This is a genomic window from Planctomycetaceae bacterium (assembly GCA_041398785.1).
Classification (GTDB): Bacteria; Planctomycetota; Planctomycetia; order Planctomycetales; family Planctomycetaceae; genus JAWKUA01.
Genome location: JAWKUA010000017.1, coordinates 36,477 through 53,482 on the forward strand (window position 1 = coordinate 36,477; position 17,006 = coordinate 53,482).

Consider the following 17,006-nt stretch of genomic DNA (forward strand, 5'->3'; position numbering starts at 1 on the left):
CTGCTTTCGTGAGTCATGCGAATTGCGGACCGCAGGAAGTCGAAAGACGCCGCCTTCGCGGTTGAATCAGCGTTCTTCCGTACCGTCAGCATCCGGCTGAGACGGGGCGTCGGCGGCGTCCGGCGGACTGCTTTCCGTTTCTGATTCGCCAGTCGGCGACTCCGGTTGTTCGCCGGGAGTCCACGCTCCTTCGTCGTAACGTTTCCAGAAATCCGCGGCGGCAAACTGCTGAGTTTCGGATTCGAGACCGTTGGAGACCCAGACCTGGGACAGCGTCGGCATATTCCGCAGGACGTCGATGCCGGATGTCACTTTGCCCGGAGTGATCGAAATCCTCTCCAGCGACAGGTCCTTCAGAATGCTGACGTCCTGCAGCGGCGTGCCGGAAATGTTCAGCCGTTTCAGCGACGTCATGGCGGCGACGATGCTGAAATCGGAAAGCTGCACGTCTTCCAGGTCCAGGCTGACCAGCCGCATGTTCTTCAGCGGCGAAGCATCGGTGACCTGAGTTCCCGGAATCCACAGTGTCTCCAGCGGCATTCCTTCCACGACGGACAGATCACTGACCGGGACATTCATCAGGTTCAATTGCTTCAGCGGCATTCCCTTCAGCACCGACAGGTCTTTGACTTTTGTGTTCTGCAGAAACAGCAGTTCCAGTTCCATGCCTGCCAGCGGGCTGATGTCCTCGACCGACGTGTCCTCCAGAATCAGCCGTTTCAGCGGCATGCCCTTCAGCGGAGTCAGATCGCTGATCGCTTTGCACGCGCCCAGGTCGAGAGCTCGCAGCGGCAGCCCGGCAAGCGGTTCAATCGTTTTGGTTCCCGACTGAAACAGATCCGCTTCGACGAAGTCATTACCGACGCGCCGGAACGCAGCCCGCTCGTTGGCTCGCAGTTGCCGTCGCAGATCGTCGGCTGTCGGGACATCGGGAACCGACGACGCTTCCGCGGACTTGATCGGCGGCGGAGTCTCCGTCTTCGGTTTCGATTCCGACGTGCAGCCGGCGAACATCAGCGCCAGAGTCGCCACAGTCATCGCGACGCCGAATATTCCGCCCGGAGTGAATCCGTCGAAGCGGTGCGTACGCGAGAGTGTGTTCGAACACCCGGATCGTCCGCTCCGGAACGCGAAACTTCGGACAGTAAAATTCATTGCCTGGACGTCCATTCTCGAGCCAGCAGTTCAAACTGTTCGCCGCGGTCTCGGTAGTCCCTGAACCAGCCGTAACTGGCACATCCGGGCGACAGCAGCACGATATCGCCTGGAACCGCAAGTGCAACCGCCTGAGCGAACGCGTGCGCGAAGTCCGTGGCAACGCGAATCAGCGGCGTCGCCGGCACGCCGGGTTCGACAACGTCTGATGCAGCGGAACTTTCGGGATGCGCGGTCTCCAGCAGGCTGGCCAGCACCGCTGCCGTCTGACCCATCAGCACGGCGGCTCGCGTGTGCTGCCGGATTGTGTCGGCCAGCGAAGTCAGATCCTGTCCCTTGTCGTAACCTCCTGCCAGGATCACGCAGTTCGGTCCGCAGACTTCCATCGCCGCGATGGCGGATTCCGGAGTCGTCGCGATGGAGTCGTTGAAAAACCTCAGGCCGCCACCTTCCGCAACCTGCTGCAGCCGGTGAGGCAGCGGCCGGAATGACTGCAGCCGACGGCCGATCGACGCGACGTTCGCTCCAAACTGCCACGCCGCACACGCCGCCGCCGCGATGTTCAGACGGTTGTGTCGTCCCGGAAGCTGGCTCGGGATAGCCAGACGCACAGCATCCTCGAAATCGCCGCGACGCAGGATCAACTGGCCTTCTTCCAGAAACGCCCCGTCTTCTCCGCTGTCGACAGTGCCGAACCGCATCGTCGTTCCACGCACGCGCCAGCCGTCTTCCGCCTGAAGTTCGTCGGGCAGCACAGCCTCGCTGTCAGACGACTGATGCTTCAACAGCCGCTGCTTCGCGGTGAGATACGCGTCAACGGTGCCGTGCCATTCCAGATGGTTGGGAGCGAAGTTTGTCACGACGGCAATCTGCGGAGCGAACCTCACGTCGCGAAGTTGTTCGAGCTGAAAGCTGCTCAGTTCCAGCACAACGATGTCGTTCGTCGTGATCTGATCAAGCGACATCAGCAGGCTAAGGCCGATGTTTCCTCCAAGCCACGCTCGACGAAATGTCCTGGCAGGCACCGTGAATGAAGCGTCGTCGCTGAGCGTTTCGTCGTCGTACCTTTCGTCGTGACTCAGCAGGTGGTGGATCAGAGCCGACGTGGTTGACTTGCCGTTACTTCCCGTCACGGCGATCACGGGAGCGGGATTGTGGCTCAGAAAGAGTTCGATTTCACTGGTGACGGTGATTCCGCGAGCACGACAGGCGGCGACCGCTTCATGATCCGGCCGAATCGCCGGGTTGACAACCAGCAGATCGCATTCGTCAAACGCGGCGGCCGGGTGTTCGCGAAGCCACAGATTTCGAATCGGCACGTCGGCAAGCTGCCGTAGCGAATCCGCCAGTTCGACTTCTCCGCGCAGATCCGTCACGGACACGTCCGCGCCGCGAGCCGCCAGAAATCGCGCCGCCGCGACTCCACCTCCGAACGTGCCCAGTCCCATAATGGTGGCTCGCAGTCCGGCGCAGGACGGCAATGGCTTCAGGTCGTTCATGGATGCGGATTGAGGTTTAGTGGCGGTCTGATATCGTGCCGATCGCACCGTTCATCGAATCGATGCCATGCGATCCTGCTGCCAGGACGTCACTGTAATCTCAACAGCGGTTGTCCGTCTGGAGAAGTTTATGCCGAACTCCTTTCTGGGAATGCACACTGCCGACTGGTTGGTTTTGGGCGGATACTTTCTGCTGATCCTGATCATCGGCCTGTGGTCGTCACGGAAGGTTCATGACGTTGCCGACTTCTTCATGGGCGGCAGGCGGTTTGGCAAAGTCTTCATGATGTTCTTTGCCTTCGGATCGGGCACCAGCAGCGAACAGGCGATCAGCGTGGTGGCCGGCACGTGGCGAGCCGGGCTGGCGGGAATCTGGTGGCAGTTTCTGTGGCTGCCGGCGACTCCGTTCTACTGGATCATTGCTCCGATGCTGCGCCGCATCCGGGCGCTGACGACGGCCGACTTCTTTCAGGCTCGCTTCAGTCCCGGCACCGCCGTGCTGTATTCCGTGTACGGCATCATCATTTCCATCGTGTTCATCGCGGGAGCCCTGTACAGCAGCGGCAAGATGATCAACGCTCTGACCGGTAACGCTCTGGATGAAATGGCGGCCAGGATCAACATCGAAGTTCCGGTGTTCAAGCTGGAACGCGTTCCAGTTCCCGGTGCCGCGCCGCCCGCGGCCGCTGATCCTGCAGTTGATCCTGCAGTTGATGGCGCCGCCGCTGATGTTCCCGCCGTGACGACTCTGCAGCCGCGTATCGAATGGCGACTGCTGGCCGGCTATGAATACGCGATCCTGGCGATGACTGTATTGTTCGTGACGTATGGCATGGCCGGTGGTCTCGGCGCCGCCATCATCACAGACTTCATCCAGGGAGTGCTGACGATCGCGTTCTCGATCCTGCTGCTGCCGTTTGTGTTTCATGAAATCGGAGGGTTTGGAGCCCTGCATCAGACCGCGGGACTGAAGAAGGGCATGTTCGATTTTGTAGCTACACTGGATGTCGCCAAAGAACTGGGACAGGAACCCATCACGCTGTTCTACGTCTTCACGCTTTCCGCAACGGCGCTGGCGGGCATCATCGTGCAGCCACACATCATGGGCGTCTGCGGAGCCGGCAAGACGGAATTCGAAGGCCGTTTCGGTTTCACCTTCGGCAACTTTCTGAAGCGTCTGTGTACCGTTGCGTGGACGTTTACGGGGCTGGCCTGCATCGCGTGGTATCTGGGATCGTCCAGCCCGCTGCTGACTTCGGGCAACCCGGAAGAGGCCGCTTTGCACGCCGCTTTGACAGAACGCGCCGCGGGAAACCTGGACGCTTTGCCGCCCGAACGCATCAACGAACTGAAGACGATCGACAAGGATTTCGCTGACCAGCTCTTTGGTCGAGCGGCCTACGACATTCTGCCGCGAGTTTCCCCGGGGCTGATTGGTCTGCTGATGGCATCGCTGCTGGCGGCCGTGATGAGCACCAGTGATGCGCAGATGGTGGTTTCCAGCGGTTTGTTTACCGAAAACATTTATCGACGATACCTGGTGACGACGCGTTCCGAACGGCACTACGTCTGGGTGGGCCGTCTGGCCGGTCTGGTCATTGTGGCAATGGCTCTGATTCTGCAGGCAACGTTTACCGACGTCATCCATGCCCTGCAGATCATCATCAAGACGCCGGCGGCAATCGGCGTCAGCATGTGGTTCGGCATTGTCTGGAAGCGATGGAACACCATGGCCGTCTGGCTGTCGACTCTGGCGGCGGCGCTGACATGGGTGCTGGTTGTCTGGTACCCGCAGACCATCGCTTCCGTCCTTCCCGACGCCGCCCGTGATTCCGTGTTTCGCATGACCGAATCGGGGCTTGTGATGACCGATGCCTGGGTCAACATGAGTTACCTGTCGGCCGGAATCATCGTCGGCGTGATTGTGTCGCTGCTGACGCCGCAGCAGACGGACGAGCAACTGGAACGGTTCTTCACGCTGTTGAGAACGCCGGTGCGGGCCGACGAAGCCGACGCCGCTCCGTGCGTCGTACCGTACAACAACGACGTTCGCGAACCGGTCATTCAGTTCTCCGGCTTTCAGTTTCCCCGCCCGACGCTGCTGGGCGCCGGGGGATTTATCGCCGCGTGGATACTGGTCTTCGCAATTATTCAGATGACCAAATGGCTCAGCACGGTGGTCTGAAACCGGCCTGTGGCATCGTGGTGTCGTGCTCACGGAACGCCTGACGCGCGACCGGACCGCGCCCACGTATCGCTCCGCTCGTGCAGCCGCTGCGCCGGGAGTGTTGGATGCGCGGATGAAGTGCCGACCTGGAAGTGTTCCGGGCAGCATGCATTTCGAAGCCGGTTCGCTGGCAGAACGTCAATGTATACCCCGAGCGGGGCAAATTGAGGTATTCTGGCTCGCGGCATGGAAAGGTGCGAAAAGTATCAGCGTTCGCCGCGGCCAGTATAAATCGTCCAGGCGAATGTTCCGATGCCGGACGACGGCAACACAAAACGGCGGGCCGGGGCGGCTGGCGGAACCCCGGAGTGTCATCAAGCTGAATCCAGCCGACACCGCCCTGACGACAGCGATGCCAGCGCCGTTTTCTTTGCGGCAGAATTCGCTTCTCGCCGACGCGGCGGATTGTCCTGCGGCTGCGGGACTTACGGCCGGACCGCGAAATGTCGGCACGACCGGCAGGTTCGGCATCTGGTGTGCAATGTCATGGTCTTGTCAGCAACGATCCGGCACAAAGTCACGGACTTTGTAAGGATCGGAATGTCCGGCGAGTCGGAAGCTGAGAGACAGATTGCTGAAAGAAGCTGCCGACTCGCTGAAATTCACGGCAAACCACGGCCGACGGTTTGTCGCTGACAACCCCGCTTCGATTCATGGTGGCAAGTTTGGAACTTCCTCGCGTGAACCCCTCTCTTTCTCCGAATGTCCCTCCCCGCAAGAGAACACCCGAAAGGAATCTGACATGTCACTGTCAAGCGCCACTCTTGAACGCGATCTGCTGGAAACTGCCGCCGGGCAGGCGGTTTATGACGCTCTGATTCAGGCCAATGTGAACCTGAAAACCGTGCCGCTGGAGATGGTGAAGCGGATGCTGGTCGCCGAGTGCCGGTTTCGTCTAAGCGTTGGAAGCAGCAACTTCCAACCTCTGGTCGCCGCATGTTCGTAGGTTGATCTGCACGCCGCTGCGGCTGACGTGTCGCGGGGAATCGTGCAACACGGGGCCGGCGGCGAGACGATTCGGCGAACATACTCATGATCGCTTCGCCGCCGACTCGCAGCAGGCGAACCGGCACAACCGTCACCGCTGAATCACCGGCCTACCAGCGCCATGTCGCGCTGCGGACGTGAGCCGGTACGAAGTTGTCGTCGCCGGAATCGCGGAACAGGATTTCTCTGGTCAGCGCGTACACGTCTACGGCCTTCAGATACACCTGAAACAGCGGATAGAACGGCAGCACCAGCGACAGAGCCAGATCGTGCTTCAGGCGGTCGGAGTAATACAGCAGCGTCAGTGCCTGCAGCAGCTCCACGCACAGGCCGCAGCAGTAAAGCAGCGCCAGCAGATTCAGCGGACCGCCGGGAAACAGCAGCACGATCCAGACACCGTACAGCCAGAACGTATAGACGGCGACGACGTTAAAGAACCAGCGTTCCATCATCAGGCAGAAGTCGGACCACCGGAAGTTGCGGCTCCAGGGAAATCCCATGTCCTGGTGCTTTCGGCATTCAAACGTAATGACGGTTCGATCCCAGCGGCACCGCTGTTTGAACAACCGGAACCAGGATCTCGGAACGTTGGTAAAGCAGTTGGCGTACGAAGCGACTGCGATCTTCATCCCGGCTTTTCGCAGTCTCAGAGCGATGTCACCGTCTTCGCCCGGACCGACGTCCCAGCCGCCCAGTTGTTTCAGCGCACTCGCTCGGAAGGCTCCGAAGGCGCCGGACACAATGCCCAGCAGTCCCAGCCGTCCGCGCAACATGCGGCTGACGAAGATCGTCTGCCGATATTCGTAGGCCTGAAGCCAGGTGGCCAGGTTGGTGAACGGATTCCATGCCAGCACGGTTCCGGCGACCGCGGCGATGTTCGGGTCCTTCATCGGCTGAACGAGTTCCAGCAGGGATGAATCGGAAAGCCGGGAGTCCGCGTCGACGGTGACGATGATTTCGGCCGTCGCGAGTCTCAGGCCATGATTCAGCGCCGACGACTTTCCGCCGCGAATCAGCCGCCGAACAACCGTGATTCCGTCGCGGCCTTCGGCAAACGACTGAGCGGCCTGCGCCATCCCGTCAGTGGAACCGTCGTCGACGACAACCATTTCCAGGCGAGGATAGCGTCCCCACACTGACTTCATGGTTTCCACAATCGTGCGGGCTTCGTTGTGGCCGGCGATCAGAACGCAGACAGTCGGGAAGTAGTCGTACTTCGTGGCGTGCGGTCCGGGCAGGCAGGATTTCCAGCCGTTGCGGATTACGTCCCAGACAGCCATGACCAGCGCGCTGAAGGCGTAACGCGGTGCATCGATCAGCAGCAGAATGCCAAGCACGGCGATCAGCTCGTCGCTGCGCAGACTGCGGACCCAGTTCATCCATTCGATCAGCATAGCGGGCATCCTGAGTGAGCTGTCCGGCCGCCGGCTTCGATCAACGATAGTTGCCGCCGGTCTGCAGTGACGAATCGCGAAGCGGGAGCGTATTCAGCAGCTCCGCGCCGATTTCCGTGGTGAATGAACAATCGCGACCGGACCGCTTAGCCACGTACAGACACTCGTCTGCGTGTTCGACAATTTCTTCGGGACCATCCACCGGGCTGAAGTGGTGAACCACGCAGGCTCCAATGGACAGCGTTGGTATCGGCAGTTCCGGCGGACTGTCGTTCTGCAGGTTTCTGAGAGTGTCCTGCAGCTTTCGCATCGCGGGTTCAATTTCCCCCGGCCGGAATCCGCAGCACACCGCGGAGAACTCATCGCCACCGTACCGCGCAACCATGTCGTACGATCGCAGTGTTCGCCGCAGCACTTTGCCGACGGCTCGCAGCGCGAAGTCTCCCGCGGCATGGCCGCAGCGGTCGTTAATAGCTTTGAAATGATCCAGATCAATCAGAATGACGGCCACGGAATCGCCGCATCGTTCGCAGCGATTGCATTCCGCTCGAAGATGCTGCTCAAAGGCCGTGCGGTTGGGAAGACCCGTCACGGTATCGCTCTGCGACAGCCGCAGCGTCTGGGCAATGGAACGCCAACTGATCAGCAGATCGTCGTCGGTCACCAGTGCCAGCAGGCGTCCGTCTTCACTGACGGCCGTGCATTGTGACGGCAGTCCGGCTGCGCGAGCATCGGCCGACAACCCGCAACTGCGATTGCTCAGCGATTCCAGGCGATTGTCCAGCAGTGCTTCGACAGGCATGCTGAGCCACTGCCGGCGTTCGACCGGATTCTCCGATGCGATGCGGCCGGACAGTTCGCGGGTCGACAGGACACCCAGCGGATTTCCCTGTTCATCGATCACAAACAGAAACGGATGGTGCTGCAGATCGTTACGGCTGCTCAGTTCCGACAGGCGCACTCCGGCCTGCACGCAGTGAGGCTGAAACGGCAGCGCTTCGCCCACATTCAGTTGAGATTCATAATGCAGCATCGGAGTTCTCGCGATCAAATGTCACAACACAACCGCCGGTTCGAAGAGTTCAGTATCACGTCGCGGGGACCGCGGGTCGAGAGGCCGGACGATGAAACTGTGGCTGCTTCGGTTCGGATCGCGGAGCCCCGGTCGCACGCTGCAGCCGATAGCCGATCAGTTCATCCACAACGGCATCACAGGCCGCGAATCGGTGATCACAGGACAGGCAGTGCCCGATCAGTTCCGGCCGATTCACCGGAACGCGACAGTCCGAACAAATCAGTTCGCCGTCGACGTTTTCAAAGTCCGCTCCGGCAACCAGGCCGACCATTTTGCACTTGGGACACGTCAGCTCCTGACCGCGGCGGAATTCCGATTCCGGTCCGACGTGAGCACACGCGAAGTGATGAATCAGCCGGGCTCTTTCCGTCAGCCCGCAGCCGCAGTTGCGGCAGCCGAGACGAAATGTCGGCACGCCGTGGCATTCGGGGCACAGCATGACTGTGTCCAGCGGAATCTTCGTCACGCGGGGATCGTTGTCCCACCGGCGTCTCTGCCCCGGAGTGATGTTGTGTGTCAGCCGCATGCTGGTGGGGTTGAATTCCGGGACGACGACAACCGTCTGCTGCGCGGCTCCGTTCTTCGCGGCGACTGAACCGGCAGCGTGAGACGCGTCGATGCGGCGTGACGTCGGTACGCCCGTTCCGGCGGCCCAGTTGCAAAGTTCCCGAACATCCATCGGAAACGTCAGCACGTCGTTCGCACCGGCGTCCAGAGCCGGACCACGCAGATTGTTCTGGTGACCGCCCAGTATCAGCAGCACCGGCAGTTGAGACGGCGCCTTCACCAGCCGAATTCGTTCGCACAACCGGCGGCCGTCGATCTGTGATCCCGAATAACGAGCCACAACAAGAGAAATGGCCGGTTCGGTTCGCAGAAGGTGCCAGGCGTCACGATCATTCGTCGCCGTCGCGAAGCGAATGTTCGCAGACTGCAGAGCATCCGTAAGCGTCTGAAGGGAGCTTGTGTCGTCGTCGACGAGCAATACAAATTGAGGGTTCATGATCGTTGCCTCCCGCACACGGCACGGGATCGGGGAAGGGAAACTGGCATCGAAAGCGTCCTGTGATCGCCGCGACACGATCAGAATCGCGTGCTGAAATGAGGCAGCTTGGCGACCGCTCCCACCGGCAGATTTCGAACTTCCTGCGTAGGCGCGACGGGACGCAGCCGAACCGGCAGCAGCCGGATGTCTGAACGATAGAAGATGCCGATATGTTCCGGCGGCTTGCGCTGTTCTCTGCCGACGGAAACGACAGTGCATGGCACCAGTTCGTCCAGCGGGGCAATCTTCACTTCCACGATGCTGCCAACCTGAAATTCGCTCGACATATCCTGGTCGACGTAGAGTTCAATTTCGGCGGACGATTCTTCGATGACCGAAAACAGCGGCTCGCCGGCCTTCACACATTCGCCGGCGGGTCGATGCCGGGTCAGCACGGTGCCGTTGACGGGAGACCGCAGATCTCCCTGAGCCAGCCATTCCTGCAGCCGGTCAATTTCATTCAGCAGCATGTCGCACTTCGCGGTCAGGGGAGCGATCTGTTCCGGTCCGAGCCTCGGAACCTGCTGGGCCGCGTCCGCTCGCCGCTTCAGGACGATCAGTGATTCACGAATGGCTTCCAGCCGATCCTGCTGCGATTTTTCCAGCAGTGTCTGGTTGACAACTTCTGATTCGGCGATCGCCTTCCGTTCGTGCAGTTTCTGCGTCCGGGAAAGTTCGTTGCGAATGATGTTCAGATTTCCCGTGGCTTCATGCAGCCGGGAATCGCCTTCGAAGAGTTCGACCACCGCGCGAGTCATTTCGGTTTCGTCGACGTGCGACTGCCATTGAATTCTGGCGATCTCCGCGTGCAGCGTGGCGTCGGCGATACGAAGTTCGTCAGCGACGCGAGCCAGCTTCTGTTCGATTTCCAGATCGCAGACAGTGGCCAGAGCATCATTCTGACGCACAGTGTCGCCTTCCCGGACCAGCACGTATTTCAGGACTCCGTCGATGGGCACGGATACGTCGACAATCTGGCCCGTGACAACTCCGTAAGCGCGATAGCGCAACAGAGAATCCCACACTGTTGCAACTCCCGAAGCCACTGCCGCGATCAGCAGCAAAGCAATCAGCAAACGACCGCGCCGGCGCGTGGCGGGCGGTTCTGCGGTCGGCGCGGCCGCTGCTGTTTGTTGTGTGGTTCCGGCGGAACTGCGGTTCGAAAAACGGTATGCACCACGCTCAACCGCTTCGAATGCTGCGGTTCCGTCACCAATGCCGGATGTAGGGTCTGTAATTGAAGTCATGGCAGTTTCCGCCTCTCGCAATTCCGTCCGGTATGCCGGTTTCAGAAAAAATGGAATTGGCCCGGCAAGTTTCTCCAATGGTGTTCGATCTACACGCCGGAAACATAGGTTGCCAAAAGGCCACGCTGCGGTTTTGGACGTTGCGAATTGGAGACTTCGGGTAATCCCGACGTGAAGCCAGCGGTCATATCGCCTTTGACGGTTGCGCTGCGTGTCCTCCAGGCAGCCGTTCCCCCGCTTGCGCCAGCGGACGAGTCCCGCCGACCGGAATTCCTTTCGCCGACCAGGCATCCGGCCTGACTCCGGACAAAACAGCGTTCGCCGAAGAATTCTGGTGCTGCTGCGTTCACGTCGACGGGTATTTTTCAGACGAGGGCTTTCACCCACTCGTGAGAACCTGGCACTCGTGAAGGATGTTTCCCGTGAACTCCAGACAATATCCATTCGTAACCATTTTCGCGGCCACCCTTCTGACGGTGATTCCGCTGTGTCTGGTTTTTCTGTGTGCTCCCGCGAGTTCTTCGGTTGAGTCAGAAGTCGACAAAGAACTGTCCGGAGACGCGCAGCCGTCGAATCACGACGACACCGGACCATTGCACGACGCCTCCGTGGCTGCGCTTCCGCCCGCGAAGAATGCCGATACGTGGTCGACCGACAACGGTTCCTATGACAGCGATTCGGAATCCCTCGCGGCGATGGTGGCGTCCGCAAGTGTCACCAGAACGACGGATATCGGCCGCGACTACTCCGAACACACCGGGTCGTTCTCCGCGATGTCGCCGGCCGAGGCGATGATGACGCACATTGACGAACCGGAACCAGCCGCCGCCGATCCGGTGTTCGATAAGCCCATCAGCGAGATTCTGACTCCGCGGGACACGTCGCCTCCCGCGCTGATCGGCAGGCGGCGGCCGGTGACGGAATTTGTGGATCCCGTTCCGGAAGCTCCCAGCTACTACGATTCGACGCGACACATCGCGATGGCGGACCACGCGCGTGCGACCGCAAATCACGCAGACGAAAAGCCGGCTGCAAAATCCCCATCGCGCACCGACCGGTCTTCCGGCCGGCGCAGCCGCGGTTCCTCAAAACGAGATAAGGACGAAAAGGACAAGCCCGCCGCAACGGACCCGGTCGTCGTCACTGAGGACGAAACGCTGGAGGACGTTGTCCTGCAGACTCCGCTGGAATCCAATCGCGTGGATCGAGTGGAGAACGTCGTCGGCGTTACGCGAGCTACCGGCTGGCCGATCGCGCTGGTCCGTTCCGACCTGCCCGGCGACGACTGGTGGGTGCAGCAGATGGTCGGTATTAACGGCAACTCGTTCGCCGCGCGAGTCAACTTCGGCAACGAAGATTCCCTGTCGGGCAGCGCCTATCGCATGGTGATCGTCTTCCTGGATTCGCCCGACGAAGTGCGCCGTTTTCGGATCGCCAAGCAATTCAAGGAACTGCCCAAAGGCACTCGCCATTCGCGGGAATTCTTCTACGTGCGCAAATAGCGACGTCCTGAAGCCGCCTGCCGGGCCTGAAACGCATTTCGAACAATCACCACGATTTCCCGGACGAAACCCGATTCCGCTGGAAGTTGCCGCCGGGCAGAGAGGTCGCCTGTCGTGAAAGCCAGTTCCCAGACTCTGTTTTCGATTGACGAATTCGACTTCGCTCAATCGACGCCGCAAGCCCGACGCGCGGGCGACCGAACACGGCTGATCATTCGCAAGGGTTCGCCCGGTTCCCGTCGCGCAGTCGCGAAAACGTCGTCGAAACCCGCAGCGCCTTCCACACTCGCGCGGCGAACCTCGGCGCGCGGCGAATCGGAAAACGCCGCCTCAGTGCCAACGGTTGAACAGCGCCGGACAGCCACGGTGACGTATCGTTCGACGCCGAAGCCGGCCGCTGCGCCGCGAGCAACGCCGGCCGCGGCCGTCGTCGCGCTGCATGAACCACCGGCCGCTCCGAAGCAGACGTACCGCGAATGGCTGGCGGAAAACACGAAGAAGTCACGCTGGATGACGTGGTTTACCGCGTTCTATGTTCACTGGCTGATGCTGCTGATGCTGGCCGTGATTGTCGTTCACGGACCGGATCGCTACGGCGATTTCGTCTTTACGGCGTCGATGTCGGACCCCGAAGATTTCGACACCGAACCTGTCGAGTTGCTGGAAACCAAAATCGACGTTTCCGAAACACTGCAGGTCGAACCGGTGCCCGTCGAAATGGAATTGAATGTGGACGACACCACGCTGGCTCCGGAAGAAATGACGGTCGACGCCGTCGAACTCGATAAGGGTTTTCTCAGCAGTCTTGCGGCGCAGGCCAGCACCGCGGAGGGCGAACCGGCCAGCGCCGAAGCCAGCGGTGACACGCTGCCGCTTCCCGTGCCGTTCGGAGCCGTCACCAACGGAAGCTTCACCGTCTGGACGGAACCCGAAAACCCGGATCCCGGCGAACCTTACAAGATCGTTGTGCAGGTCCAGCTTCCGAAAGGCACGGAGAAGTACAACCTGAGCGATCTGGAAGGTGTTGTCGTGGGAAGTGACGGTTATCGAAAACCGATCCCCGGTTCTCAGCGCGGGAACCTGCCGATCAACAGCGGCTGCGTGCGACTGATCGTGCATATCGTCAGTGCCGACGAACACGTCCGGGACACCGTTTTCATACGCTCAAAACTGCTGAAGGAAGCCGCCAAGCTGCTGATCGAATTCTGACGCGGCCGCTCTCGTCGATTGCTGCGCCGACCGCAGCAGAAGACCGCAGCTATTGTTCCATCGTTGCCACGGCCGTTGTCTTGTCGCGAATGATCTCCAACTGCAGAGGCTGATTTCTGGCGGTGCCGTCGACAGTCAGCGTCAGCCGCAGCCGACCGGGAGTGACGTCCAGCAGCAGGTCGTTCGTAAGAATCACCGGCTTTTCGTTGACGCGCAGTTCCAGACCGGAAACGTCATTGAATCGCAGAGCAACCGTCCCCGCCGTTTCCACGTTCAGATGGCAGCGGACGAAACCGAATCCGCGGCTGGTCTCCGTTGCGCCGATTCTGACGTCCACAACCGGAATGTCGTTCAGCGGCAGCACTCCCGCGACGGTGCTGTATCGGCGATTCCACTGAAATGCCGGATCATCGGTCGCCGCCTGACCGTAGCTGGTGCGACGCAGCCGAAAGACAGCCTCCCGGGTGGCCGACATCACGTCCCAGGTGCGAGCGAACTCGCGGCGACTGAGCGTGTATTCGGGAGTTCGTCCCAGTTCGGACAGAAACCGCACCAGCGCTGCAAGTTCCTGATCGGTCAGTGAATCGACCTGGCCTTCCGGCATCAGTGACAGTCCCGGAGTGATCTCTTCGATGTCGGCCCGCGAAATCTGCACAAGTTCGTCGTCCGCGTTTCGCAGCGTGACGGTTTCATCGGACTGCTGCACCTGAATGCCCGACTGCAGCTTTCCGTCCGTCGTGACGACGACCACCGTGTTGTAGTTTTCCTTGACCTTCGCATTGGGATTCAACAGCGATTCCAGCAGGTAGTCGGGCTGAGCACTTCCGCCGAGACTGATCATGTCCGGCCCGACTTTGCCGCCGGCGCCGCCGATCGCATGACACTTCAGACACCCGAGCTGCGGGTTGCGGTAGACGGCTTCTCCGTCGGCAGCGTGTGCCGATTCCGTCGCCATCTTCAACAGCCGGGACCGTTCTTCGGAAGACAGTTCCTTTCGGCTGGTGACGCTTCCCGCGCTGCGCACGGCGGCTTCCAGTTCAGCGGCCGCCAGACCCGATTCGCGGACGGCTCGCAGCATGTCGCGAGCGACATCGGAACTGAACGACGCGCCGGCCAGAGACCTGGCCAGCAACTGCTCACCGCCCTTCATCGACAGAAACGCGGCGGCGATGTCACCGGGACGCTGACCGGCATCGATCACCGTCAGCATGTCCGCGGCGATCGCAGCCGCCTGTTCCGGTCGAACACCGGCCAGAGCCACGACGGCATGCTTCCGCAACGGTACGGGATGTTTCTGATTCCCGGCGAACTGCCGCAATTCGTTCACAGTTGCCGCGTCTTCCGTAAGAGCCATGCCGGTCAGCGCCGCGATTCTGTCTTCGAGCGGTGCATCCTCGGTGTCGGAAATCTGTTTCAGCGTTGACGCGAAGTCCGGCAGTTGCCATTGCCCGGTTGCGCGCAGCCCGAGCCGCCGCAGTTCGGCGTTGTCTCGCGCCAGAATTCGCGATCGCAGCGGTTCACTGAGTGCCAGACGTTTCTTTTCGCGGCCGGTATGATCCAGAGCCTGCCGCAGAATGTCCGGGTCCGATTCCAGCGGCGCTGTTTCCAGAAAGCGAGCGATCTGTTCGGCGGTGCCCTGGTCCAGCACAAGCGACGTCAACTGCTGACGCTGCTGCTTCGTGACGGATGCGACGTTGACTTTTTCCAGCAACAGATCCAGCGGAGCCCCGCGTCCGACGGCTGCAAACGCCGCCAGGACATGGTCAACGCTGTCGAAGTTCAGTCGGCCTTCCCGATACGCAGGCTCCCAGTGTTCGAACTGTTCGCGCGCACTGAGTCGAATGCCGTAGTCCAGAAATCGGTCCGTCGGCAGATCCGCGGCCTTCATGATCGAGCTGATCCGAGTCGCGTCGTGAGCGGGTGCGACATTGGGGCGCCGGGAGTTGTTTTCCGCCGCCGCTCGCGCCAATTCGGACGCTTCGTTCGGGGAAAACGACAGCGCGCGAACCGCTTCGAGTCGCACGCGCGGATGGGCATCGAGCACTCGCTGATCCAGCAGTTCGCGCGAATTGGCGATCTGATACTTCCAGTGACTCAGTACGCGCACCGCGGCGGCTCGCACTTCGGGACTCTGCGCCTGCAGGAGTTCCGACAGCAATTCCGGTTCGATCTGTCGCGCCGCCTGAAACACCCACAGAGCTTCCAGCTTCAGGTGTTCGGCATTCGGATTCGCTTTGGCCAGCCACGTCCGCAGTTCGGCGGCAACGTCTCCGTCACGCTGACGCAGCAGTTGTTTGGCGGCCTGACGGCGGAAATTGTCCGGACTGCGAAGCTGCTCAAACAGTTCCTCATTCGACAGCGACGGCAGGTCGACGTGCCCGCGATCGGATGCTCCGGTCCACGATACTCGCCAGATGCGGCCGTGAGTGTGGTCGCGTCGCGGATCGCGGAAATCCACTTCCCCGTGCTGAATGATCGGGTTATACCAGTCGGCGATGTAGATGGCTCCGTCCGGCCCCAGCTTCACGTCGATCGGCCGAAAGGCGACATGGTCGGACCAGATCACTTCCTGCTGCTCCCGCGACACAAAGCCGGATCGATCTTCCGTCAGAACAAACCGGCAGACGCGGTGACCGCGGAAGTCGTTGGTAATCGCCGAACCCTGCCAGTCAGGCGGCAGCATCGGAGTTTCGACAATCTCCAGACCGCAGTGCTTCGGGCTGCCGGGATTCAGTCCGGACAGAATCTCGGGAGCATCCGCTGCGGTGAAATAATAAGCGCCGGGAATAACATAGTTGATCCCTTCGCCGCCCGCGCCGTCGGTCGCGAACGACTGGCCGAAGCGGTCGAAATGATGCCCCCACGGGTTGACCAGTCCTCGCAGGAACACACCCAGTTCCAGAGTCTCCGGGCGGAACTGCCAGATGCCGCCTGCGTTTAATCGGCGGACTCCCCACGGAGTTTCAATGTGGCTGTGAATGTAAATTGACTGGTTGAAGTACAGATATCCGTCCGGTCCCCACCGCAGCGTGTGCAAAATGTGGTGAGTATCTTCCGTGCCGAATCCCGACAGAACGATGCGCTTCGCGTCCGCTTTCAGGTCGCCGTCGCTGTCGGAAAAGTGCAGCAGTTCGGTGCTGTTGGCGACATACGCTCCGCCGTCACCGGGAACAATGCCCGTGGGAATCAACAGTCCCTCGGCGAATTCATGAGTCGCGTCGGATACTCCGTCGTGGTCGAAGTCTTCCAGCACGATGACACGGTCGCTTGCCGGGGCTCCGGGTTCGATGTGCGGATACACTTCGGAACTGACAATCCACAGCCGGCCGGCTTCGTCAAAGTTCATCTGAATCGGTTTGGCGATCTTCGGATCGGCCGCGAACAAATTGACTTCGAATCCTTCCGGCAGCCGAAACGTGGACCGCTCCAGTTCCGGGTCCGGCGCAGGAATGTCTCGCAGATCGCGCTGAGCAACCGCGCTGCCGGCCGCCGTCAACACCAGCAGCGACATGACGCCGCGAACAATGGATCGCTGAAAAAACTGTCGCATGGATGAACTCACAACATGATCGATCGGCACGCAGCCGGAAGGTCCGCGTCGCCGCAATTCCGGTTTTCTGCAACTCCCAAACGGCGCGGGAAAAGCGTAACGGACCCGCAGGCCAG

11 protein-coding genes are annotated in these 17,006 nt (G+C 60.7%); 4 read left to right on the forward strand and 7 right to left on the reverse strand.

Annotation, left to right across the window (positions count from 1 at the left end):
* Nucleotides 1–66: 66 nt before the first annotated feature.
* Nucleotides 67–1,038, reverse strand: coding sequence for a hypothetical protein (locus tag R3C19_18855; GenBank protein ID MEZ6062408.1), 972 nt, complete (start codon nucleotides 1,036–1,038; stop codon nucleotides 67–69).
* Nucleotides 1,039–1,151: 113 nt separating this feature from the next.
* On the reverse strand, nucleotides 1,152–2,654 hold the full coding sequence (gene murD / locus R3C19_18860; protein ID MEZ6062409.1) for a UDP-N-acetylmuramoyl-L-alanine--D-glutamate ligase: 1,503 nt from the start codon (nucleotides 2,652–2,654) through the stop codon (nucleotides 1,152–1,154).
* A gap of 130 nt (nucleotides 2,655–2,784) precedes the next feature.
* On the opposite strand from murD, the gene R3C19_18865 reads away from it, so the two are divergent.
* Both R3C19_18865 and R3C19_18870 read left to right on the forward strand, forming a co-directional pair.
* Nucleotides 2,785–4,839 carry a hypothetical protein gene (locus tag R3C19_18865; GenBank protein MEZ6062410.1) on the forward strand — a complete coding sequence of 685 codons (2,055 nt, stop codon included), beginning with the start codon at nucleotides 2,785–2,787 and terminating at the stop codon, nucleotides 4,837–4,839.
* 784 nt (nucleotides 4,840–5,623) lie between these two features.
* Nucleotides 5,624–5,827 carry a hypothetical protein gene (locus R3C19_18870; GenBank protein MEZ6062411.1) on the forward strand — a complete coding sequence of 68 codons (204 nt, stop codon included), beginning with the start codon at nucleotides 5,624–5,626 and terminating at the stop codon, nucleotides 5,825–5,827.
* 151 nt (nucleotides 5,828–5,978) lie between these two features.
* On the opposite strand, the gene R3C19_18875 is transcribed toward R3C19_18870, so the two are convergent.
* The 4 genes from R3C19_18875 to R3C19_18890 all read right to left on the reverse strand — a co-directional run bounded on the left by R3C19_18875 (nucleotide 5,979) and on the right by R3C19_18890 (nucleotide 10,629).
* Nucleotides 5,979–7,262, reverse strand: a complete 1,284-nt coding sequence (locus R3C19_18875) for a glycosyltransferase (GenBank protein MEZ6062412.1) — start codon at nucleotides 7,260–7,262, stop codon at nucleotides 5,979–5,981.
* Nucleotides 7,263–7,302: 40 nt separating this feature from the next.
* Nucleotides 7,303–8,295, reverse strand: a complete 993-nt coding sequence (locus R3C19_18880) for a GGDEF domain-containing protein (GenBank protein MEZ6062413.1) — start codon at nucleotides 8,293–8,295, stop codon at nucleotides 7,303–7,305.
* A 55-nt stretch (nucleotides 8,296–8,350) separates the two neighbouring features.
* Nucleotides 8,351–9,340, reverse strand: coding sequence for a response regulator (locus R3C19_18885; protein ID MEZ6062414.1), 990 nt, complete (start codon nucleotides 9,338–9,340; stop codon nucleotides 8,351–8,353).
* A gap of 80 nt (nucleotides 9,341–9,420) precedes the next feature.
* Nucleotides 9,421–10,629, reverse strand: coding sequence for an HlyD family efflux transporter periplasmic adaptor subunit (locus R3C19_18890; protein ID MEZ6062415.1), 1,209 nt, complete (start codon nucleotides 10,627–10,629; stop codon nucleotides 9,421–9,423).
* Nucleotides 10,630–11,051: 422 nt separating this feature from the next.
* On the opposite strand from R3C19_18890, the gene R3C19_18895 reads away from it, so the two are divergent.
* Entirely contained in the window at nucleotides 11,052–12,131 is a 1,080-nt protein-coding gene (locus tag R3C19_18895; protein MEZ6062416.1) for a hypothetical protein, read from the forward strand.
* A gap of 114 nt (nucleotides 12,132–12,245) precedes the next feature.
* Nucleotides 12,246–13,340, forward strand: a complete 1,095-nt coding sequence (locus R3C19_18900) for a hypothetical protein (protein MEZ6062417.1) — start codon at nucleotides 12,246–12,248, stop codon at nucleotides 13,338–13,340.
* A gap of 49 nt (nucleotides 13,341–13,389) precedes the next feature.
* On the opposite strand, the gene R3C19_18905 is transcribed toward R3C19_18900, so the two are convergent.
* Entirely contained in the window at nucleotides 13,390–16,890 is a 3,501-nt protein-coding gene (locus R3C19_18905) for a HEAT repeat domain-containing protein (protein MEZ6062418.1), read from the reverse strand.
* Nucleotides 16,891–17,006 lie beyond the last annotated feature (116 nt).

Excerpts from the sequence above, each read along its gene's own strand:
- R3C19_18865 (MEZ6062410.1), top strand. The coding sequence starts at position 2,785 with ATGCCGAACTCCTTTCTGGGAATGCACACTGCCGACTGGTTGGTTTTG.
- murD (MEZ6062409.1), bottom strand. The coding sequence starts at position 2,654 with ATGAACGACCTGAAGCCATTGCCGTCCTGCGCCGGACTGCGAGCCACC.
- R3C19_18890 (MEZ6062415.1), bottom strand. The coding sequence starts at position 10,629 with ATGACTTCAATTACAGACCCTACATCCGGCATTGGTGACGGAACCGCA.
- R3C19_18905 (MEZ6062418.1), bottom strand. The coding sequence starts at position 16,890 with ATGCGACAGTTTTTTCAGCGATCCATTGTTCGCGGCGTCATGTCGCTG.
- R3C19_18870 (MEZ6062411.1), top strand. The coding sequence starts at position 5,624 with ATGTCACTGTCAAGCGCCACTCTTGAACGCGATCTGCTGGAAACTGCC.
- R3C19_18885 (MEZ6062414.1), bottom strand. The coding sequence starts at position 9,340 with ATGAACCCTCAATTTGTATTGCTCGTCGACGACGACACAAGCTCCCTT.
- R3C19_18880 (MEZ6062413.1), bottom strand. The coding sequence starts at position 8,295 with ATGCTGCATTATGAATCTCAACTGAATGTGGGCGAAGCGCTGCCGTTT.
- R3C19_18855 (MEZ6062408.1), bottom strand. The coding sequence starts at position 1,038 with ATGACTGTGGCGACTCTGGCGCTGATGTTCGCCGGCTGCACGTCGGAA.
- R3C19_18875 (MEZ6062412.1), bottom strand. The coding sequence starts at position 7,262 with ATGCTGATCGAATGGATGAACTGGGTCCGCAGTCTGCGCAGCGACGAG.